Raw genomic sequence first — 20414 nt, 5'->3', positions numbered from 1 at the left:
GTTTCGTTCTTAGAGTACCTTTCTGAATTTCCAGAAAAAGTGCTCCAACGCATCGGACAGGTGGTTATGTCGGAAAATTAATCTGAATCTATATAGATATGCTGTACAAATTCTAGGAATCTGATATTAAATTAGAGAGCGCTTTCATGATCGTTTAAACAAATTGACCGATTTTTACATGCCCTTTTAATAGGTTTCTAGCAATAATCATGCGCTGGATTTCATCTGTACCATCGTAAATTCTCCAAAGTCTTGCTTCTCGGTACCAGCGCTCAATTGGCAATTCTCTTGTATAGCCCATTCCTCCATGAATCTGCAGAACTCTGTCTACGACTCTATTTCCCATATTAGCGCCATACAATTTCGCCATCGATGCTAAATGTCGATTATCCTCACCTTGATCCAGCGTAAAAGCTGCATTGAGCACTAGCCATTTTGCCGCCTCGATTTCCACTGCCGAATCAGCAATCTGCCATTGGATTGCCTGTCTTTCTGCAATCGGTTTGCCGAAGGTGATGCGCTCTTTTGAATAGTCGATCGCCATTTGTAGCAAACGTTCTGCTGCTCCGACTGCTCGCGCTCCAACAACCCATCTCGCATATCCAATCCATTCCAATCCAAGTTTATAACCGCCATGCAATTCACCTAAAATGTTTTCTTCCGGAACACGGACATTTTCAAATATTAAGCTGGCAGGGCCCCACTCTCCCATCGTATGGATATACTCTGATCTCCAACCCATATCGCGGTCAACGATAAAACATGTGACACCTTCACGTCCTAAAGTCGCCTTATGTCTTTCTTTATCAGTAATGGCAATAACCATGACAAAATCTGCTTCATTTCCGCCAGTAATAAACGTTTTTTCTCCGTTTAACACCCATTCATTTCCGTCTTTTACTGCTGTCATCTTAATATTTCTTGTATCCGAGCCTGCACTAGGTTCGGTTATGGCAAAGCATGATTTCTTCTCACCATTGATGGTAGGAATTAAGTATTTTTTCTTCTGTTCTTCATTGGAGTAATAGAGGATATTATCTGCTGATCCTCCAAATTGGAAAGGAACAAACGTTTTCGAAACTTCCATAATCACAATCGCCATCATTACATTCCCTAGGGCAGCGCCGCCGTATTCCGCAGGTGTGTTGATTCCCCAGAACCCCGCTTCCTTTGCTTTTAATTGAAGTTCCTTCAGTTTACCTGGCGGGAGGCTTGGTCTTCCTTCTCTCTCATTTCTCAGCACTTCATTTTCCAGAGGCATGAGCTCTTTTTCTACAAACTTTCTGATCGTTTTTTGTACCATCCTCTGTTCATCTGTGAGACGTAAGAACATAGTATCCTCTCCATTCACATAAAAATTCTTCTATCTTATGAATATTCACGTTGTTTAACAATATACCAACCGGTTAGTATGTTGATTTTATTATATTTATAAATTTCTGAAAATACAAGTTTTATTTTCAGGTAGTATATCATTTTTCGCTATATAGTTCGCCGCAAAACGATTCTCCTACGTTCTTTCGGATCTCCAGTCACCACTACCACTTTTCCATCTAATAATGGATCCCGCGCGCGATTTCACAGCTGCAGTAAAAAGCATTACATTCAACATGTAAAATAACGCGGCTATTCTTAGGGTACATGGATTTCATTCCTTTCCGTTCTTTTTTCACACTGCATTTGATTTTTTTCGATTTGAGCCGCTCCAGTGTTGATTTTTTAGTCCAATAAAAGAAGAGCGAAATAAAAATCAGACTTTTTTGTTAGTATAGTATTTGATATTATTAAAATAAATCATTGATTTACCCCCTGGAATTGGTCTATCAAACGATCTTTTGATCAAACTTTTTCTCCCTATAGTTACTACAATACTTATGAAAGGGGTAACATTGATGAATTCTATGCATCGAAGGATGGGAACTTTCGCGCTTACTATGACGGGTCTCGGATCCATCATAGGATCGGGTTGGTTATTTGGTGCCTGGAAAGCTGCCCAAATCGCCGGTCCAGCTGCTATTTTTTCTTGGATTATTGGGATGGTTGTTATCCTATGTATTGCTCTTTCTTATAGTGAATTAGGTGCCATGTTTCCCGAAGCCGGGGGAATGGTAAAGTACACACAGTATTCTCATGGATCTTTTGTGGGATTTCTTGCTGCTTGGGCGAACTGGATTGCTATTGTTTCCGTTATTCCGGTAGAGGCAATCGCTTCTGTGCAATATATGAGCTCGTGGCCATGGGATTGGGCGAAGTGGACACATAGTTTAGTAGAAAACGGAATGCTTACTCCAAAAGGTCTTGGTATTGCCTCTGTGTTAATGCTTATTTACTTTTTCCTAAATTACTGGACTGTAAGTTTGTTTGCAAAAGCAAACTCACTTATAACAATATTTAAAATTATCATTCCTGGAGCGACAATTGGTGCACTCTTATTTGTTGGCTTTCACGGAGAAAACTTTACCTACGGGCATAGTGTGGCACCTTATGGATGGTCAAGTGTGTTGACAGCAGTAGCTACGTCCGGCATTGTGTTCGCGTTCAATGGATTCCAAAGTCCAATTAATATGGCGGGAGAAGCTAAAAAACCAGGTCGATCCATTCCTATTGCCGTAGTGGGTTCTGTTCTGGTTGCAACAGTTATATACGTCCTATTGCAAGTTGCCTTTATTGGCTCTATTGATCCTTCTATGCTTGTTAACGGCTGGCATCAACTAAATTTCAATTCTCCGTTTGCTGATTTGGCAATCGCTCTAAACATACACTGGCTATTCATTTTATTATACGTTGATGCTTTTGTTTCTCCTTCCGGTACAGGAATAACCTATACTGCTACAACAGCCCGGATGATATATGGGATGCAAAAGAATGGATATATGCCAGGAGTGTTAGGAAAGTTACACCCGATTTATGGTATACCACGTCAGGCTATGTGGTTTAATTTAGCCGTATCTTTTCTGTTTTTGTTCTTATTTAAAGGCTGGGGAGTATTGGCAGAGGTAATTTCCGTCGCTACCTTAATTTCTTATATTACTGGTCCTATTACCGTAATGACATTAAGACGAACAGGGAAACATCTGTACCGTCCTCTTCGTCTCAAGGGACTGCGTATTATTGCACCATGTGGATTTATCTTTGCTTCTTTAACTCTATATTGGGCACGCTGGCCACTTACAGGACAGGTGTTGCTCATTATTATGATTGGGCTTCCTATTTATTTTTATTATCAAGCAAAAGCAAAATGGAAAGGATTTCAAAAGAACTTCTTAGCAGGTATTTGGATGGTTATGTACTTGTTATCCATGATGTGTATCTCCTATCTGGGAAGTGAAAAGTTCGGGGGCATAAACATCATTCCATATGGTTGGGACATGATTGTTATCGCATGCTTATCCCTTGTTTTCTATGCTTGGGCCGTAAGAAGCGGATTTGAAACAGAATACCTACAAGAAGCTAATAAAGTAAATGCAGAGATGAGAGACAGAGACATGGTTATGGTGACTGACTCAAATCAGAGAGCAGCTTTGTAAAAAATACTTTCTAATTATCAGGATATCATGCCAAGATCGTAAGAGGGATCTGTTTATTTATCTATAGGTCGTGACCAATAATTTTACCTTCAAATATTCCAGGGTGTGTAAAGAAGAGCCGGTGTTCAACCGGCTTTTTCATATAGAACTACTGAATTATATTTATCTCAAGAAGGCGAGACACCCAAGGGAAATAATCAAAATTCCAGCGATTTTGTTTACTAATTTTAAATGAGGTGTAATCTTATTTCTAAGAATACTTACAACGAAACTTAAAAGGAACCACCAGAAAATCGCTCCTAAAAACACACCAGAGACGAATGTAAACGCAGCCGAATGAGAACTAGCTGTTTTATCAAAGCCTAATCCAGCAAACATAGCCACAAAATTCAAGATGGTAGTCGGATTCGTGATCATTAGAAACAGAGTAGACAAATACATCCCCCTATTTTATCTTTAATCCTTCTTTTACAGCCCATACCTGATGCTCGTGAAAAAGTAGTTCCTCGATATGTTCAACACGAATCCATTTTGAATAGTGGTTATATTCTAAGGGCTCTTGTACTTTATTTAACAGCTTTGCTAAATAAAAATAGCCGTCACTAAGCAAAGGTTCATTTTTTGTGGAAAAAAAGTATCTCATTGCTTGACCAATAAACGGGCCTATGACTACTTCATAACCGGTCTCTTCTAACCTCTCTCTTTTAAGGCATTCTGCATGCAGTTCATTATGTTCTATTCCTCCACCGGGTAAGAAATAATGACCGTTTGAAGTTTGAACGGTTAACACTTTATCATTTGTAGAATTAAAAATTACTGCATATACACCTTTTCTTATTTTGTAATTTAGATTATCTATTTTTTCACCGAATATCAATTTCTGTTCCATGTAGTCCCTCCGAATTTCGTATATTCCTATTAAACTATGCTCCCATCTTTAATTGCATTGTTTATACAGTATCATGAACTCTTCTTTTGGAAAAGAACGTCATATCTTTATTTTCCTAATTCAACTGTATCTACTTTGAAAAAAATTCTTCACCTTGGCTTCCCGTCTTTGTAGTTGAATAAAGTGACGGTGGCAATCGTTGTCACAATCATGATCGTGAGGGTTATCGTTTGCAGTACAAGATGCTGTAAATCCGGTGGCAGATGATTCCCAAAAGAAGGCAAGATTTTGATCGTTTCGCCAAACTTTTCATTGTAATCTTGTATTTCTTCTGCTGAGGCACCGAATATATAGCGTCCCCGCCAGAGCGATAACTGGATTCCAAGAAACACCATATTGTAAATGACGGACGCCCCGACAAACCAAGGGAACCACGGATCTTTCAACCGTTTCAGTCCGACGAGGAACAAATTTTTGGAACATCATTGGCTATACTAGCAGCCAAGTCAACAAATTAAGCGAACAGAGCATAAAAGAAAAAGCATCGATCATGTCTTATCAAGACTTAAATTATAAAAAGCTTAACAAATAAATGAGAGTACATATGATACATGACGATTATGTACTCTCATTTTATCTTTTATTAAACGAAACCACCCGTTATTACAATAAGCCTACGGAATATTCTCGGTACTAAATATATCTAAATATTCTTTTAATTCCTTATCTATACGAAGGATTGGAATCAATTCATCTACAAATTCAGTAGACAATACCCCTTTTTGATTGAAATGATAAGCATAAATGACTGCTAATTCTTTTATTTGTGGATTTGGATTTTGGAGAAGTGCCATTAATTTTTGTTCAATCATATTAACGTGTTCATTCGGTTGTATAAGAAGATAGTTGAGAGCACTAATCATTATCTGTTCATCATTTGATGATAATGCTGTATTAATTTCTTCAAGAGTCCATTCTTTTTCAATCCGCGCAGTGGAATCATCTCCAAATTCTTCTATGTATAACCCATCTAAAAATTCATCAAATGATTTGGCTATTTCCACTATTTGATTTAATTCAGTGTCAATGTAAATAACAGGTGGGTTTTCTTTCATTTTTCGATAATCCAAGGCAATCCACGAATGCCCATCTCCTGAAATGAGGACAATATTATTTGGTAATCCCCATTCTTTAATTAAATTCTCGCTTTCTAATATGCCGTTTGCTTCACCTATCCCCAAAATATGTTCTACGTTAATATGATTATCTGCCCAAGATGTAGGGACATTACAAGGATACGAGTTAAATTTGATATATCCCCCGTTTTGTACTTTGAGGATATTGATGTAGGATTTCGGTAACTTTACTTTAAGTATTTCCTCAGCCATTTCTACTGCCTCATCTGTCAATGTATCTAACTTATAGTTATCATAGCCCTCACGCCAAATATTCTTCACTATATCCACCTCATAAAATAGGTTTCTATCATTTTAGGTTGGGGGTTATTTCTTGAACTAAACTGCCCTGTTACCCGTTAGTCGAACAATAAAAGCGATACCGTTATCGAAGTATCGCTTTCATTAGCGAAAAATGTTCATATTAGCTGATTTCATAAAATAACCATTCTGATAATTTCCCACCCATTTTGTTGTATAAAGATTGGGCTATTTTATTATCTTTTGCCGTTTCCCATGTCATAGATGCAAACTCGTTTTCTCGTATGTATTCTAAACATGCTTGAAATAGTTTTTCTCCAATTTTCTTTCCCCTTACATTCGGGATGACAAATAAGTCATTTAAAACGGCCTGTCTTTTCACTTTTAACGTGCTAAAAGTAAAGTATAAAGTAGCAAAACCTAATAATTCCCCTTGATGTTCAGCAACAAATTGAAGTCCACTTGAAGGATTTTCAAGTAAGTGATTGATTAATTCTTTCAAGTCAGTCTCTTTAGGAGCGGGTTGTTTATAAAAATCAACGATATACTGTATCATTAGTTTATATAATTCAGAAATATCTTGCTTGGTTGCTGGTCTAATTACTACGTTATTACTCAATCTTTCCTCCCCCTTGAACCGTTTTAGTAATTATATCATAATTTTTATTTTTCTGATATTTATTTTCAAGTTAAACTGTCCTTTACTTCAAAAAGAAAAGCATTACCTCCTGCTTGTTGAAGTAATGCTAACCATTAGTGCAATAAGTTACTTACAGTGTTTTATGTTGTTAGTTAAGATAACTGGTCCTAACTTTTCTGTTTTCGAGTTAGAAAGACGCACTTGTATATGAACGTTTTCTCACTCTGCTGTTTTACTGTCAAACCTGCCAGCCCATGTTGGATCATCCTTTTCTGGAGAAGGATAAAGTTTAAACCGTCAACTAATTTCATCCGGTATGAATACAAAACCCTCGAAGCGATCGTAATCTCCTAAAGAGGAAGGGGCGGGAAGATAAAGAGCATGAATACTAATACTTGTGCGTGGAAAGCTTAGTGTTAGTTTTACTTTATACACTAGGGCCACTCCCATTGCATTAATATAGCTATTTATATTGGCAATTTAAGTGTAATGATTTGTTCAATAAGTTCCTCCGTAGTAAGAACAGTTGCAAATTCTCCATGTAAAGTGGCAAGAGAAATATGATGAATTTGATCAGCATCATAATATACATCATCAGGACCTTTCAGACCAAAGGCAGCAGTAGCATCTGAAATGAGGTATGTATTAAATCCTAAGTTCCCACTCATTCTAGTAGTGGTGGAAACACAATGAGGAGTAGTTAAACCGGTAATAACTACATTGTTGATATCATGTTCTTTTAGATATTGTTCCAAATTTGTTCCTATAAAGGCGCTATTCACCTTTTTTTGAATAACCACTTCCCCATCTAAAGGTTTTACGATCTCCTTAAATAATACTCCCTTGCTGTTTGCTGATAGAGGAGAATTAGGATTGGTAGATATATGCTGGACATGTATAATAGGCCATTTTTTCTCTCTCCATATTTTTAATAGCCTATATATGTTTTCTTCGGCGTTCGGATTATTACGTTTTCCCCATTTTTTATCCTCAAATCCTTGTTGAACGTCAATAATAATTAGAGCTAATTTATGATTTTCATCCATATTCATCCTCCTATCAAAATCCCCTTTTGAAAAATTCAAGTGTAAACATGCATAAAAAGAACTTGGTCTTCTTATTTGACAACAGAGTTTACCTCAATAAAAGCCTATTCATAGGCTCTTTTTTATTGAAAAACTATACATTTTTGTCAACCTTAAAGGCAATTTTATATTCTTTTTGTTGTGTATCTCTTCCCAAGTGTTCTATATCTAAATCCTTATTTATGAATAAATAATAATTCGTTCCCGTTTTATATCCTTCTTTAGGAGGAAGAATTTTTATCGTTGAATTATCCTCTCGTTGAATTTTTACAGGGATATGATTATTTCGATCGTCTAAAACATAAATGTTATCACTATTTAGCAACAACTCATTTATTCCTTTGTCAAAAACAATAACCCACTCTTTATTACGTTCAACCGTTTGATATAAATCAATATCTGTTTTTTTAATATCCTGATAAACATTTGGTGAATGAAAATAAAGATAAGTTGATAAACACACGGTAAAGATAGAGGAAAATAACCATACTTTCTTTTTCACTAATCCCACCCCCAGTTTTTTACTATTTTATAATAAACTAAAAATTTTTACAATTATAAACTAACAAGTATGTTCGTTCCATAAAATTTATAGGTGGAGTGATAAATACTTTATTTAACAAAATAAATTCAAACTTCATTACACCATATAATCTGAAGAGACTTTTTTATTCTCATAAACAAGTGGTATTGATGAAAAATTCCACATAAAAGACTAAGTCTTCTACCCTTCAACAAAGTATACACAGAGAAACAAGAAAAGCGATACCTTTTGTAGTATCGCTGCTCGTTAGTTCATTGATGATTTTGTTTAAAGATAGATATGTTTCCATCGGTTGAAGAGAGAATTTCATTTTTAAAATACAGACCCGAATCGTCATCAATGCCATAGCCTACTGAAACTTTCGTTTTTATTAAAGCCGTTTCCAAATTTTCTTCTTCATTCCACTTAATAAAATGAACACTAATAATACAATTTTTCATTAATCCTAACCCCTCTAAGAAAAGCGGTTTATTTTTGGTGTTATCAACGGGAGGGATGACACAATTCTTCGGACAAATTAAAGCACCTTGAGAATCCTGCAACCAGAACTCCCTCGTCATACATCTTTTTCACTTATTTTTCGGTGTTTCAACAATATAGCTTCAGTAAAGTTCCGTATCTCCACCGCCTATAGCAATTCCTGAACAAGAACTTAATTGTTCTAAAAAAGCGGTCGATGGGATTGGAGATAGAGATAGATAAAGAAAATTCGCTATGTCGTATTGTTCCAAAACACCTGTATATTTAGGCATATATTCTTGCCAACCTTCTCTTTCAATAAATAATATGGCTACTTGATTTTTCCTTTAGAAGCGAGATTGGCAAACTTTCGTCCAAATTCGCTAGTAAATGGATGTCCTCCGGCAAACAAGAATAAATGCCTATTTTTCATAATTCTTCCCTAAAACTAACGTATCATGGTAGGCATGATTGTTTGTTTATTACAATGTCGCCGTTTGGATATTCTTTTACAATTCCTTGTTCATTTTTATAGACGATGTATGTGTTGTGAATTTTGGCATCGATTTTTGTTCGTTCTCCTGTCATTTTGATGTATTTTTGTCATTCTTGGCAATTAAAATATTGCTCATAAACCTCCCTTTCCTAGTTTTTATTACCTATATGATAGCATTCGATTGAACTATCGTGACAGACAAATGATTCGATGTATTAATGATGAACATGATTCTTTAACAGAGACAAATTTTTCTGGTTGATCATTTTTCTTATGGTTTAGTTGTACAAAAAAGATAACACCTTATTGAAGTATCGCACTCATTGGTTTCATAAGATGAGCAAACGCAACTTTTCTATTCTATTTCGCTCTATTCCTATATGGAACAACACTTCGTCATCCCATTTACGAAATCTTTCATATGCTTCCTCATTTGTTTTAAACATTGAGATTCATCCTATCAAACTAGAAAAATCCCTTGGAAACCAAGGGATTTCAGCTTGTCGACAAAATTGACAAGCCGAAAAGAGCCTATAAACTCTTTAAAAGATGATGTTGATTAAAACATCAATTGATCATTTATTCAGTTTACGAATCGAGGAAAGGGAGTCCAAAGGATTAAACAAAGATTTTTAGTTTTCGTTTTTTAGAAAATGCGCCGTCTTCCGAATCTTAAAAGAAAAAGAGCAGCGATTAAAAAGAATGGGATAAATCTTCTTCCGAAGCCGGTACGAATAAACATTCCACTTTGTGGGTTCACTCCGTCTATCATTCCTCTATGAACCCTTCCATAACGATCGATAACCTCAACAGGCTGTCCATGATATCTTCGAATTAAATTTTGCACTTTATATCCCTCCTTTCTAACACGGATATTTGAACAAAGAACAGCTTATTACAACAATCTGCCCTTTGCCTTTTTCAATAAGTGAAACCAACTATCCCATTAAATGAAGAATTTAAGAGAGTGTTTAATGTCACCTTGTGGGGAATTAATATCCGCCTCCATATTCACCAGATCCGCCTAGACCTACACAAGAACATCCTACAATGATAAGTAAGACGAATAAGACAACAATTAAGGCAAATTTGCTCATATATAACACCTCCTATTGAGTATTGGGGAATAGCTATTATACTATCCCTACTTTTAAGGTATGTTCTTAAGAAAGAGTTGGATTGGACAGACTCATCAACTGATAGAGAATTTCCATCTTTATCTAATAGATGCTATTTAATTCTAATAATCCCAATTTATGTAAAATGGTATATTACATTAAAAGAGCTCAGATCTGGTTTAGATATGAACTCAGCTTGTCGACAAGCTTTTTTATTATGATAGAGGAATGATTCGGTGTATTAAGGTGAGAAAGATGTTTTAACGGCAAGATACAGAAAAACGTCATACGATAGTGTCTGTAACACTGGATGAGTTAGTCCGACACGATCATCTCGTTCGAAAAATCGATGCAGCGATTGATTTTGCGTTTATCTATGATTTGATGAAAGATTTGTATTAAGAGGAAAAAGGCCGCCCTAGTATCGAGCCGGTCGTTCTGATTAAAATTCCGCTGATTCAGTACCTCTTTTTGGAATTCGCTCCATGCGTCAAACCATTAAGGAAATTGAAACGAATATGGCGTATCGTTGGTTTTTAGGATTTCACTTTTATGACCCTGTTCCTTATTTCTCAACATTCGGTAAAAACTATGAACAGCGTTTTAATAACACGATTCTGTTTGAACAAATTTTTTCTCATATTCTATCCCCAGCTATGGATCATGGATTCGTGAATACGAAGTACATTGCCGACTCCACTCATGTCAATGCGAATAAACGAAAACATTAAGAAAGAAATCGTCCAAGTGAAGGCGAAGGCATATCAGTCTCAATTAGAGAAAGAAACAACGAAGATCGAGTGACACACGGAAAAAGCCTCTACCTCCTGAATCTTCTCTAGAGGTTCAGGAGGTCAAAATCAGTACGACGGACCCTGAGAGTAAGCTATTTGTCAAAAATGAAAGAGAATGAGTCTTTGCCTATTCGTTTCATACGATGTGTGATGATAACGGATTTATCTTACACACGATGGTCAAGGCAAGTAACGTCCATGGCAGTCAAGTCCTTCATGAGCTCTTTCATCGAGTCAAAGAGAAAGTTGACAACCCCTCAGCTCTCGTGTTAGATGCTGGTTACAAAACTTTTGCGGTAGCGAAACTGCTCATCGATGAAGAAGTTCGCCCCGGTGCTTCCATATACTCGCACGAAAAAGGTATTTCCGGAAACAAGATGTTGTGTACGATGAAGTGAATGACTGTTATCTTTGTTGGAACGATCAAGTATTAACGTATTCGATAACGAATCGAAAGGGACTGCTCAAATACAAATCGAATCCAATGATTTGCAAAGAGTGTCCGTTTCTCTCTCGATGCACCTCATACCAAGGTCGTAACACGTCATATTTGGCAAGGATATTACGAAGAAGCTGAACACTAAAGACATACTCAAGAAAACAAAAGAGATCTATACTCGGAGAAAAGAAACGATTGAACGAGTGTTTGCAGATATGAAAGAGAAGCATGGTTTGCGTTGAAAGGCCATCGAGGAATGGAAAAAGTTTCGATGCAGGCGATGTTGGTTTGTGCTGCCATGAATTTAAAAAAGCTAGCCACATGGTTATGGAGGGCGACTCAAGGCTCTTCATTTTTTCATTTACTGGATTATTTTTCATCAAAATAGGGTTTCAACCCTATTTTATCTACAGTCTGAAATCCCTTGGAATTCAAGGAATTTTTTGTTTAGATAAACTTAGGACCGTTTTAATATTTACGAACGGTTTGTTAAAAACAGAACTACCGATAAAACCGGTGTATGTTAACTTTAACTATAGCAAGTAAATCTAAAAATTCCTCTTTGCATTTGTACCTAAACTTTTATTTTACTACAAAGTTTACAATTATTAAAAAGATAGTGACTCGAAAAGGATTTTTCCCTTTTGAGTCACCCTTCTAAAAAAAAACCAAAGTCTATTTCAGACTTTGGTTTTTTAGCATATTCTCAGTTTCATTGAGTTTCATTATAGTTATTTCTAAATCCAAAATTAGAGACTCAATCGTATAGGTAAGCGTTTTACACCAAAAACAAACGGACTTTGAATGGGCTCAAGTTCAACATGTTCTACTCGTTCTAGCTTAGAAAAAGATGTTAATAATATAGAAAGAGCAACTTTTGCTTCTAGTCGAGCTAACGGAGCACCTAAACAGAAATGGATACCAAATCCAAAGCTTAAATGTGGATTAGGATGGCGTTCCAGCATAAAACGATCTGGTTGTACAAATTTTTGCTCATCCCGATTCGCTGCCGCTACCCAGCTAATCACTTGAGATCCTTTGCGAATCGTGTGACCCCCGATTTCTACATCTTTTGTCGCAATACGACCAATTGCTTGGATTGGGGGATAGAAACGAAGAGTTTCTTCTACGAAATTGGGAACTAAAGAAAGATCTGATCGGACTTGTTCTTGTATAACTGTATCTTCTACCATGTAACGAACCGCATTTGCAATTAAATTCGTTGTCGTTTCGTTTCCTGCGACTAATAGTAAAATACAGAATCCCAGCAACTCTTCTTTTGTTAGTTTTTCTCCATCAATTTCTGCTGCCAATAATAAAGAGATTAAATCATCTTTCGGGCTACTTTTTCGCTCCCGAATAATCTCCTTAAAATATTCAGTTAAAAACTCAGCACCTTCCTGCCGCTTTTTCATCATGGCTTTAAAGGCTTCATCCGAATCATTCTCAGCTCCTGCAACAAGAATATCCGAGTAGGTTTTAAAAAGCTCCCTATCTTTGATAGGGACTCCTAATAATTCGGCGATAATAATGACAGGAAGCGGACCAGCAAAATCATGAATCACATCCATTATTCCCTTTGCCTTTACTTGGTCTAAAAGAAAGATTGTTACGTCCTGAATTCGTTGGGTGAGCTCGTTAACCGCTTTGGGAGTAAAGGCTTTGTTAATAAGATTTCTCATTTTTGTATGTTTTGGTGGGTCCATTGTTAATATACTCTCTCTTTTGTTTCCAATCCCACGTTTAGACGAAAACAACTTTGGATTCTTTAAGATATACTGAACATCTTCGTACCTAAATACATCCCAACATTCTCGAGTTTGATCATATCTTACCGGCGTTGTTTTACGAAGAGTGTTATAGATAGAAAAAGGAAACAACCGATCCTGAATGGATTGAATCTCTTTCATAGGAATAAGGTTTGCATAACGTTCTGTTTCGGATGTTGTATTCCTTACAGTTGTCATGACTTTATCTCTCCTTTTGTTCCTCATAAAATATTTAGAAAGTCTTTCCATGAACCGGTTCACATTATTACCATAACATTCTAATAATTCCCCTATCAACGGACATAATTTGAAAAATTTGTCAATCAATCAAAATGCCTGTTATGATTCTGATACAAATATCCTAAACTCGAAAATTGGGTGCAGATGCGAAAAATCTATAAAACTTGAAAATGATGCTCTTGTAACAGTTGCTGATCATCCTAAGTGGTGAATCACTTGTTTCGTTTTTTCGATGTCTAAAGCCCGTTGTAAAGCTATAATGACTCATTCTTTCGGCATTCGTGAATCGATATCTATAATCTTTCGTGTGTATAAACGATTGTTATAAGTCAAACCTAACTCTTTTGCCACTTAGGCGAATGCTGTTATTTTCAAGCACAGAATTCGTGCCACCAGTACTAAAAGTTCCCCTACCGCTTGCCACTTGAATAGCTGCCGAATTCAGTATCGCTGCTTCTAGAACGATGAAGCTGATTATTAAGAATAAACTCACCATCAATTCAGTGTCCAGACTCAATCTGCTTACCATCCATACTAATGTTCCTCTCCCTTTCCTCTCTCACACTCTGGTGCTTCTGGGGATGAGAAGAATCAATTTCCGCATTATTGCCAGCTTCATTCTTTCGCCCATCCCCGCTCGCAAATTAAAAGTATCATCATATATATAAAAAGACGGATATCTTCTAAAAAGATCCGTCTTTGATTTTGTTACAATTTATATATTTGTTTAGTTAGAATGTGCCATAAATCGTTTACTGATGAGTGACAATAAAGTCGTTTAATTTACAAAAATGTTGTTTAAAAACTTCAGCTATATTGTTCCATTAAAGGGCTAGTATAGTTTAACAATAGAATTTTCAAAATCACAGACGGAAAAAAATGATGAAAATACGTACTATCGTAAAAAACGATCTTTACAAAAAATTGAAAGATTCATCTCGTTACCATTTTCTATTTTGGAAAAAGACACTAGTGCTACTTATAAAGATGGCATATTAAGAATTGTTACTCCTAAAAGAAATCTAAACAGACGGTTTATTGACATTGAATAAAACTCCCTAAAGTTAAAATTAAAGGATCGGAGTCTAATCATCACCTTATGCGGGTATTTATGTTCTAAGCTTGTTGTCACTCTTTTTCTGGTCATCCTCATTAAAGTCTATATATTTTTCAGAAGGCAATCATTTATGTATGATTGCTTTTTTATGTATAGGAATAGTAATTATATGTTTTTAGGGACATGTACCTTTCCTTAAAGGTTCAATTTTTCATATATCTATTAAAGAAAAGATATGTAACTGAAAGGAGGTTTTTAATTTGATGCCTAGAAGACCCATGCCCCCTATTTTTCCTCCTGGTCCATTACGGCGCCCCCCAATAAAGCAAAATAAACAAGATTTTATGTCTTATTTTCGTACATCAGAAGGAAATTTAGATTTTAAAAAGATTGCAGAAACTGCTCAACAAGCTAAGAAAATATTTGATCAAGTAAGTCCTCGAGTACGTCCTCTAATTACAAAATTTCTTAAAAAATAGCCTATTATAAAAACATAAAGAAACCTACAAAAAAGTAGGTTTCTTTTAGCTTGTCGACAAAATTGACAAGCTGCAAAGAACCTATAGGCTCTTTAAAGATGATGTTGATTAAATCATCCATTGATCATTTATTCATTTTGCGAATCGAGGAAAGAGGATTCAAATGATGAATCAAAGATTTTTTGTTTTCTATTTTAGAAAACACGCCGTCTTCCGAATCTTAAAAGAAACAGAGAAGCGATTAAGAAAAAGGGGATAAATCTTCTTCCAAAGCCGGTACGAAGAAACATTCCTCCTGGTGGTGGGGCTCCGTCTATCACTCCTCTATGAACCCTTCCATAGCGATCTATCACCTCAACAGGCTCTCCCTGATATCTTCGAACTAAATTTTGCACTTTCTATCCCTCCTTTCTGACACAGGAGACTTTGGATAGGAAGTACATGAACGAGTCTTATCCATTTTTATGAATAAGATACCTTATAGGAGACGCAGGTTACAGTGATTTTACGTTAGTCGGTATACTAGATAATAGACTTACTTCTCATAAATGTTTGTCCAAGTAGATATTTCGAAAAAGGACAGATCATTAAAAATCTGTCCTTTTCCTTTTCAATAAGCAAAACCAACTATTTCTGTTAAATCTAAGAGAGTGTTTTAATGTCACCTTGTGTAAGAATTAATAACCGCCTAGACCTGTACAAGAACATCCTACAATGATAAGCAGGATGAATAAGACAACAACTAAGGTAAAAGTGTTCATATCTAACACCTCCTATTTATGGTAAGCAGTCTGTTTTTTATAAGAACGTTAGGCTTATTATTCGCTCCAAATAGCAGTTCCTACAATAATTAATAAAATGAACAATACAACAATCAACGCAAAATTGAAGCCACCGCCACCGTAGCCACCATATCCATATCCTGCACCGTCATATCTTCCATATCCCCAACACATAAATGTTTCACCTCCTATTGAGTATGAAGGGATTGCTAAATATTCAATCCCTACTATTTAATTATGCTCTCAAAAAATAGTTGGATTGGACAAACTCACTAATCGATAAGAAAATTCAATATTTACCCTATTAATGTTATTAGATTGCATTTCTAATCATTTTTAAATTCAACAAAGGCTAAAAGCGCATGTTATGACATGCGCTTTTAGTAAAGTTGAAAGAAGGTGCATAGAAGGTGCATATGTCTGTCGGTGGCTACTTAGGAGACTTTTGTCTCTCATGTTATAAGATATGTAAAATATCAAAAATGATAATAGACAAGGGTGGATGTAAACGTGGAATTTTTAGCAATGAATTATTATTTGAACTACCTCCACTCAGCAAATCTTGGAGTGATGGTCTTCTCGCCGATTATGATCAATAAAAAGGACAGATTGAGTAATCTGTCCTTAGCGAAACCGACCATTATGAATGGTTAGATGGTAAATTCAGGGGAACTTTTAATATAGAGTATTAAAATTAAACAACTTTATTGTAAGTGAACATTTACTTTAAAATTATCATCTCTACAGGGCCATGATCATTACAATGTCCATTATGTACGTGATGCAGACGCCCATTTACAAGATAGTGGAAATGGTCACCATGAGGTACCATTTCATGGCCACAATCTTCTTCATGGAAAAATTTTATTTTATTGATTATTTAGAACATAGTTTTATTTTAAAACCTTAAAAGCTGAAAATAGAAAATAACATTGTTTTTTAACCAATTCATGTGTTGTAAATTCTTAACTCGATCGTTTGCAGAGCGATTCTTGATAATAAAAACACCAATAAACATAGAAAATAGGATCAATGAATTGTGAGAATGTAAATAAATAAGGTATTAAGAAATATGAATAAAAGGAATTAAATGAATCTGAGGTTTGATTTTCACTAACCACATGGTTTTGTCCCCCTATTTTTGGGATAGATAGCTATTTTAAAAGGGAATTCCTTTAAATTTAAAGGAATTCCCTTTTTCTTATACAATTTATATTCTATTGATGTGATCACGTATCATTTAAGCTAGGGAGAAACAAATAGAGAAACTGATGGTTCTCAACTTCCTTATTTTATTTTTACTGTCTGTTTGCAGAACTTGTTGCTAAATTACTCTTTCTCTTACCGTAAAGTACATAAATAACAAAACCTAAGATCATCCAAACTATAAAACGAATCCAAGTAATTTCAGGCAGACTGATGATAAGGTAGATGGAAAATACGATTCCAATCAAAGGAACCACCGGAACAAACGGCGTTCTAAATTTTCTTTCAAGTTCTGGCCGTTTCACTCGTAGCACGATAATGGATGAACAAATTAAGATAAACGCTGACAGTGTTCCGATGTTAACTAGTTCAGCTACTTCACTAATAGGAGTAAATCCTGAGACAAATGCGGTAATCACACCAATAATCAAGGTTGGACGATAAGGTGATTTAAATTTAGGGTGTACCTTCGTAAACCATTTTGGTAATAAACCGTCGCGGCTCATGGCAAACCAAATGCGTGAACCTGCTAGCATAAAAGAAAATAATACAGACAGAATACCCGCAATGGCAGAAGCAGAAATGATTAACGTGATCCACTTCAATCCGACATCACTAAAGACTTTGGCTACTGGCGCTGCATCATTGAGTGTATGATACGGAGCCATACCTGTAATAACAAGAGACATCCCGATATACAGGCATAGGGCAATAGCCAAGGATAATACGACAGCTATCGGCAGATCACGTTGCGGATTTCTTGCCTCTTCTGCCGCTGTAGTTAAGGTGTCATAGCCAAATACAGCAAAAAATACGAGTGCTGCCCCACTCATTACACCATCAAAACCAAAAGGCATAAAAGGATGCCAGTTAGCAGAATCAACATAGAAACTTCCTACGGCAATCACCACTAGAATAATACTTAACTTAATGATCACCATGAGGTTATTAAATTTAGAACCCCATTCGATACCTAAGTAAAGCAATCCAGCAATAGCAAGGCTGATTAACATTGCAATCAAGTCTACTTTATGACCAGCTCCAGTCCCTGGAGCACCTTGTGCCCATACTGGAAGATGTATGCCAATTTGTTGGAGAATTTCTTGCATGTAACCAGACCATCCGATGGCTACTACTGCAACAACTAAGGTATATTCGAGTAATAAATCCCATCCAATCAGCCACGCTGCTACTTCTCCTAAAACAGCATAACTGTAGGTGTAAGCGCTTCCTGCAACGGGTATTAAACCGGCAAATTCTGCATAACATAATGCTGCTGCTGCACTAGCCAGTCCAGCAATAATGAACGATAAAATAACGGCAGGTCCTGAATGCTCAGCAGCGGCTACGCCAGTTAATACGAAGATACCTACACCAATAATACCTCCTAAACCAATTGCGGTAAGTTGCCATAACCCTAAGACTCGATTTAGCCCGGTATTTTTGCCCCCCTCTCGTTGCAATTGGTCAATCGATTTTTTTCTCAAAAAGGCATTCATTGATGTTTCATCCCCTTTGTAATTCTTTAATAATCTGAAAAGAAACAAGGTTTAAATTATTTTAACATAATGAAGTGTGTTAAGAAAGTAGAATAAATAACCAATGTTATGAATAATTTTCGAGGCTCTCTTTTAAACAATAACTACTTTTTTAGTAATAACTGAAAAAATTTTAATGATAACTGTTTAAACGTTGTAATATCAACAAAATCATAAAGGAGACTCTTACAAAAATGTTGGATGATAATCACTTCCTTCAATATACATATCCTACTTTCTTTCGACTTGTTTGCCCATTCTATAACCTTTATGAAGTTTTGAAAAAACATAATAATAAAGATTATTTAGAATTAACAATCTTTATTTCTTTAATATATTATCACTTTACCAAACTAAAATAATGTTATATTATTTTACTGTAATAAACAAAGAGCCGCTAAATCAGAGCGAGTGAACTTATATTTTCCCTACTATCGTTTAGCAAATCTACATCTAGCGTTTGACATAAGGAGGAAATCATATGGAAACAAAAAAATGGGGTGTATGGATTTTAACCGCATTTGTAATTGGAAATATGATTGGTGGAGGCATATTCATGCTTCCAACTAGCTTAGCTCAAGTAGCAAGTCCAATGGGATCAACTCTTGCTTGGATGGCAACGGGATTGGGTGTATGGATGATTGCTCTTGTGTTCGGAAATTTAGCCACAAGGAAACCCGAGTTAAAAGCAGGACCGCAAAGCTATGCACAAGCGATGTTTTCTTCACCGAAAGCAGGTAATGTAGCAGGATACAGCATGGCGTGGGGGTATTGGGCCGCGAACTGGGCGGCAACTGCTTCTGTCATTATTTCCTTTGCAGGCTATCTAACTACCTTTTTTCCAATTATGCAAAGTAAACAAGTATTGCTGACAATAGGGAATTTTCAACTAGAAGTAGGAAAGGCTCTCACATTTACTGTATGTTCCGTTGTTTTATGGGGAATTCAATGGATTCTTTCTCGAGATTTCAATAATGCTGGTAACATTAATATTCTAGCAACAGGAACAAAAGTAGTAGGCTTCCTACTCTATATTATCTTAACCGTTTGGATTTTTGATGCTTCTAATTTAGGAGATGGATTTCAATTTGTAAATCAAGAAGGACAGTCTTTATCTCTTACAAGTCAAATAAATGGGGCAGCCATTACGATGCTGTGGGCATTTATTGGAATTGAATCAGCTGTTATGCTTTCTAATCGTGCAAAGTCACAAAAAGATGTAAAAAAAGCTACCCTACTTGGATTAGTCATCTCTGTATTCATTTATATCGGTATTACGTTACTGACAATGGGAGCGATTCCTCAAGAAGAATTACAGCAATCACAAAAGCCACTTGTTGATGCTCTACGTGCAGTCGTTGGTAACAATGGCGCATATATTATGGCTATTCTAGCTCTCATCTCATTGTTTGGATCTACCATTGGATGGATTGTTGTTAGTTCTGAGGTTCCTTATCAAGCAGCAAAAGAAGGATTATTCCCGGCCTTCTTTGCTAAAACCAATAAAAAGGGTAGTCCTGTTCGTTCCTTGTTTATTACGAATTTCATGACCCAGCTCTTTTTATTTTCAACAGTATCTGGAACGGTAAGCCAAGCTTATAATTTTGCTATTGTCGTAGCAACACTCGCCTATTTAGTTCCATATCTTGTTTCAGTTTTATATCAACTCAAGTTGATTATCACAGGAGAAACCTATCAAGCTACTAAGGGTGTGCGAGTCTATGACGGAGTTATTACCATTTTAGCTCTTATTTACTCCGTTTGGGTAATTAAGACAGGAACAGCAGATTTAAAGACATTCTTATTAGGAGTTGGATTATTTGTTCTAGGGCTAGTATTATATCCTTTTATCATGAAGAAGCCCTTCAATAATGAACAGGTGGAATCAAAAAACGCATAAATCCATGTGAAAAGGG

20 protein-coding genes and 2 pseudogenes are annotated in these 20414 nt (G+C 36.0%); 5 read left to right on the top strand and 17 right to left on the bottom strand.

Features of this window, described 5'->3' with window-relative positions; all coding sequences use genetic code 11:
- Window positions 1-154 precede the first annotated feature (154 nt).
- Window positions 155-1333: an acyl-CoA dehydrogenase family protein gene (locus tag HNQ85_RS04215; protein ID WP_181536449.1), complete on the bottom strand. Its 1179-nt coding sequence runs from the start codon at window positions 1331-1333 to the stop codon at window positions 155-157.
- A 559-nt stretch (window positions 1334-1892) separates the two neighbouring features.
- On the opposite strand from HNQ85_RS04215, the gene HNQ85_RS04210 reads away from it, so the two are divergent.
- The gene (locus tag HNQ85_RS04210; protein ID WP_181536448.1) at window positions 1893-3527 is read left to right on the top strand and encodes an APC family permease; all 1635 of its coding nucleotides are present in this window, start codon (window positions 1893-1895) and stop codon (window positions 3525-3527) included.
- 162 nt (window positions 3528-3689) lie between these two features.
- Here HNQ85_RS04210 and HNQ85_RS04205 read toward each other — a convergent pair whose 3' ends face one another.
- The 12 genes and pseudogenes from HNQ85_RS04205 to HNQ85_RS04160 all read right to left on the bottom strand — a co-directional run bounded on the left by HNQ85_RS04205 (window position 3690) and on the right by HNQ85_RS04160 (window position 10173).
- Window positions 3690-3962 (bottom strand): LysE family transporter, encoded by a 273-nt coding sequence (locus HNQ85_RS04205; RefSeq protein ID WP_246326769.1) that lies wholly within the window; start codon window positions 3960-3962, stop codon window positions 3690-3692.
- Window positions 3963-3972: 10 nt separating this feature from the next.
- Window positions 3973-4416 (bottom strand): NUDIX hydrolase, encoded by a 444-nt coding sequence (locus HNQ85_RS04200; protein WP_181536447.1) that lies wholly within the window; start codon window positions 4414-4416, stop codon window positions 3973-3975.
- 149 nt (window positions 4417-4565) lie between these two features.
- Window positions 4566-4862, bottom strand: a complete 297-nt coding sequence (locus HNQ85_RS04195) for a hypothetical protein (RefSeq protein WP_181536446.1) — start codon at window positions 4860-4862, stop codon at window positions 4566-4568.
- 228 nt (window positions 4863-5090) lie between these two features.
- The gene (locus HNQ85_RS04190; RefSeq protein ID WP_181536445.1) at window positions 5091-5873 is read right to left on the bottom strand and encodes an SMI1/KNR4 family protein; all 783 of its coding nucleotides are present in this window, start codon (window positions 5871-5873) and stop codon (window positions 5091-5093) included.
- A 142-nt stretch (window positions 5874-6015) separates the two neighbouring features.
- The gene (locus tag HNQ85_RS04185; protein WP_181536444.1) at window positions 6016-6471 is read right to left on the bottom strand and encodes a GNAT family N-acetyltransferase; all 456 of its coding nucleotides are present in this window, start codon (window positions 6469-6471) and stop codon (window positions 6016-6018) included.
- Window positions 6472-6618: 147 nt separating this feature from the next.
- Window positions 6619-6948: pseudogene (locus HNQ85_RS17540) on the bottom strand (hypothetical protein); the annotation flags it as partial.
- Window positions 6949-6959: 11 nt separating this feature from the next.
- Complete coding sequence (locus HNQ85_RS04180; RefSeq protein ID WP_181536443.1) at window positions 6960-7538, bottom strand: cysteine hydrolase family protein; 579 nt, start codon at window positions 7536-7538, stop codon at window positions 6960-6962.
- Window positions 7539-7671: 133 nt separating this feature from the next.
- Window positions 7672-8079 carry a hypothetical protein gene (locus tag HNQ85_RS04175; RefSeq protein ID WP_181536442.1) on the bottom strand — a complete coding sequence of 136 codons (408 nt, stop codon included), beginning with the start codon at window positions 8077-8079 and terminating at the stop codon, window positions 7672-7674.
- A 293-nt stretch (window positions 8080-8372) separates the two neighbouring features.
- Window positions 8373-8663: a type 1 glutamine amidotransferase family protein gene (locus tag HNQ85_RS17535; RefSeq protein WP_246326768.1), complete on the bottom strand. Its 291-nt coding sequence runs from the start codon at window positions 8661-8663 to the stop codon at window positions 8373-8375.
- A 60-nt stretch (window positions 8664-8723) separates the two neighbouring features.
- The gene (locus tag HNQ85_RS17530) at window positions 8724-8873 is read right to left on the bottom strand and encodes a hypothetical protein (RefSeq protein WP_246326767.1); all 150 of its coding nucleotides are present in this window, start codon (window positions 8871-8873) and stop codon (window positions 8724-8726) included.
- 849 nt (window positions 8874-9722) lie between these two features.
- Window positions 9723-9923 (bottom strand): hypothetical protein, encoded by a 201-nt coding sequence (locus HNQ85_RS04165; protein WP_181536441.1) that lies wholly within the window; start codon window positions 9921-9923, stop codon window positions 9723-9725.
- A gap of 145 nt (window positions 9924-10068) precedes the next feature.
- Window positions 10069-10173 carry a YjcZ family sporulation protein gene (locus HNQ85_RS04160; RefSeq protein ID WP_181536440.1) on the bottom strand — a complete coding sequence of 35 codons (105 nt, stop codon included), beginning with the start codon at window positions 10171-10173 and terminating at the stop codon, window positions 10069-10071.
- Window positions 10174-10485: 312 nt separating this feature from the next.
- Here HNQ85_RS04160 and HNQ85_RS04155 point away from each other — a divergent pair.
- Window positions 10486-11815, top strand: a pseudogene (locus tag HNQ85_RS04155) (IS1182 family transposase).
- 361 nt (window positions 11816-12176) lie between these two features.
- Here the strand turns inward: HNQ85_RS04155 and HNQ85_RS04150 are convergent.
- Window positions 12177-13394 (bottom strand): cytochrome P450, encoded by a 1218-nt coding sequence (locus HNQ85_RS04150; RefSeq protein WP_181536439.1) that lies wholly within the window; start codon window positions 13392-13394, stop codon window positions 12177-12179.
- Window positions 13395-14284: 890 nt separating this feature from the next.
- Between HNQ85_RS04150 and HNQ85_RS18005 the strand changes: the two genes are divergently transcribed.
- Together HNQ85_RS18005 and HNQ85_RS04140 are read left to right on the top strand one after the other, a co-directional pair.
- Window positions 14285-14488, top strand: a complete 204-nt coding sequence (locus HNQ85_RS18005; RefSeq protein ID WP_181536517.1) for an Hsp20 family protein — start codon at window positions 14285-14287, stop codon at window positions 14486-14488.
- A gap of 268 nt (window positions 14489-14756) precedes the next feature.
- Window positions 14757-14972, top strand: coding sequence for a YppG family protein (locus tag HNQ85_RS04140; protein WP_246326783.1), 216 nt, complete (start codon window positions 14757-14759; stop codon window positions 14970-14972).
- A 677-nt stretch (window positions 14973-15649) separates the two neighbouring features.
- On the opposite strand, the gene HNQ85_RS04135 is transcribed toward HNQ85_RS04140, so the two are convergent.
- From HNQ85_RS04135 to HNQ85_RS04125, 3 genes are all read right to left on the bottom strand, one after another.
- Window positions 15650-15733 carry a YjcZ family sporulation protein gene (locus HNQ85_RS04135; protein WP_111643811.1) on the bottom strand — a complete coding sequence of 28 codons (84 nt, stop codon included), beginning with the start codon at window positions 15731-15733 and terminating at the stop codon, window positions 15650-15652.
- Window positions 15734-15790: 57 nt separating this feature from the next.
- A complete protein-coding gene (locus tag HNQ85_RS04130; RefSeq protein WP_181536437.1) occupies window positions 15791-15928 on the bottom strand; it encodes a YjcZ family sporulation protein in 138 nt (45 codons plus the stop codon).
- Window positions 15929-17052: 1124 nt separating this feature from the next.
- Window positions 17053-18459, bottom strand: a complete 1407-nt coding sequence (locus HNQ85_RS04125) for an amino acid permease (RefSeq protein WP_181536436.1) — start codon at window positions 18457-18459, stop codon at window positions 17053-17055.
- Window positions 18460-18979: 520 nt separating this feature from the next.
- Between HNQ85_RS04125 and HNQ85_RS04120 the strand changes: the two genes are divergently transcribed.
- Window positions 18980-20398: an amino acid permease gene (locus tag HNQ85_RS04120; protein WP_181536433.1), complete on the top strand. Its 1419-nt coding sequence runs from the start codon at window positions 18980-18982 to the stop codon at window positions 20396-20398.
- The last annotated feature ends 16 nt before the right edge of the window (window positions 20399-20414 follow it).

The organism is [Anoxybacillus] calidus (genome assembly GCF_013760845.1).
GTDB classification, from domain to species: Bacteria; Bacillota; Bacilli; order Bacillales; family Anoxybacillaceae; genus Paranoxybacillus; species Paranoxybacillus calidus.
The sequence above is the reverse complement of the archived record's forward strand: the minus strand, read 5'-3'. Positions and strand labels throughout refer to the sequence as shown.

Excerpts from the sequence above, each read along its gene's own strand:
- HNQ85_RS04215 (WP_181536449.1), bottom strand. The coding sequence starts at position 1,333 with ATGTTCTTACGTCTCACAGATGAACAGAGGATGGTACAAAAAACGATC.
- HNQ85_RS04210 (WP_181536448.1), top strand. The coding sequence starts at position 1,893 with ATGAATTCTATGCATCGAAGGATGGGAACTTTCGCGCTTACTATGACG.
- HNQ85_RS04200 (WP_181536447.1), bottom strand. The coding sequence starts at position 4,416 with ATGGAACAGAAATTGATATTCGGTGAAAAAATAGATAATCTAAATTAC.
- HNQ85_RS04180 (WP_181536443.1), bottom strand. The coding sequence starts at position 7,538 with ATGGATGAAAATCATAAATTAGCTCTAATTATTATTGACGTTCAACAA.
- HNQ85_RS17530 (WP_246326767.1), bottom strand. The coding sequence starts at position 8,873 with ATGCCTAAATATACAGGTGTTTTGGAACAATACGACATAGCGAATTTT.
- HNQ85_RS04160 (WP_181536440.1), bottom strand. The coding sequence starts at position 10,173 with ATGAGCAAATTTGCCTTAATTGTTGTCTTATTCGTCTTACTTATCATT.
- HNQ85_RS04150 (WP_181536439.1), bottom strand. The coding sequence starts at position 13,394 with ATGACAACTGTAAGGAATACAACATCCGAAACAGAACGTTATGCAAAC.
- HNQ85_RS04140 (WP_246326783.1), top strand. The coding sequence starts at position 14,757 with ATGCCTAGAAGACCCATGCCCCCTATTTTTCCTCCTGGTCCATTACGG.
- HNQ85_RS04135 (WP_111643811.1), bottom strand. The coding sequence starts at position 15,733 with ATGAACACTTTTACCTTAGTTGTTGTCTTATTCATCCTGCTTATCATT.
- HNQ85_RS04130 (WP_181536437.1), bottom strand. The coding sequence starts at position 15,928 with ATGTGTTGGGGATATGGAAGATATGACGGTGCAGGATATGGATATGGT.
- HNQ85_RS04125 (WP_181536436.1), bottom strand. The coding sequence starts at position 18,459 with ATGAATGCCTTTTTGAGAAAAAAATCGATTGACCAATTGCAACGAGAG.
- HNQ85_RS04120 (WP_181536433.1), top strand. The coding sequence starts at position 18,980 with ATGGAAACAAAAAAATGGGGTGTATGGATTTTAACCGCATTTGTAATT.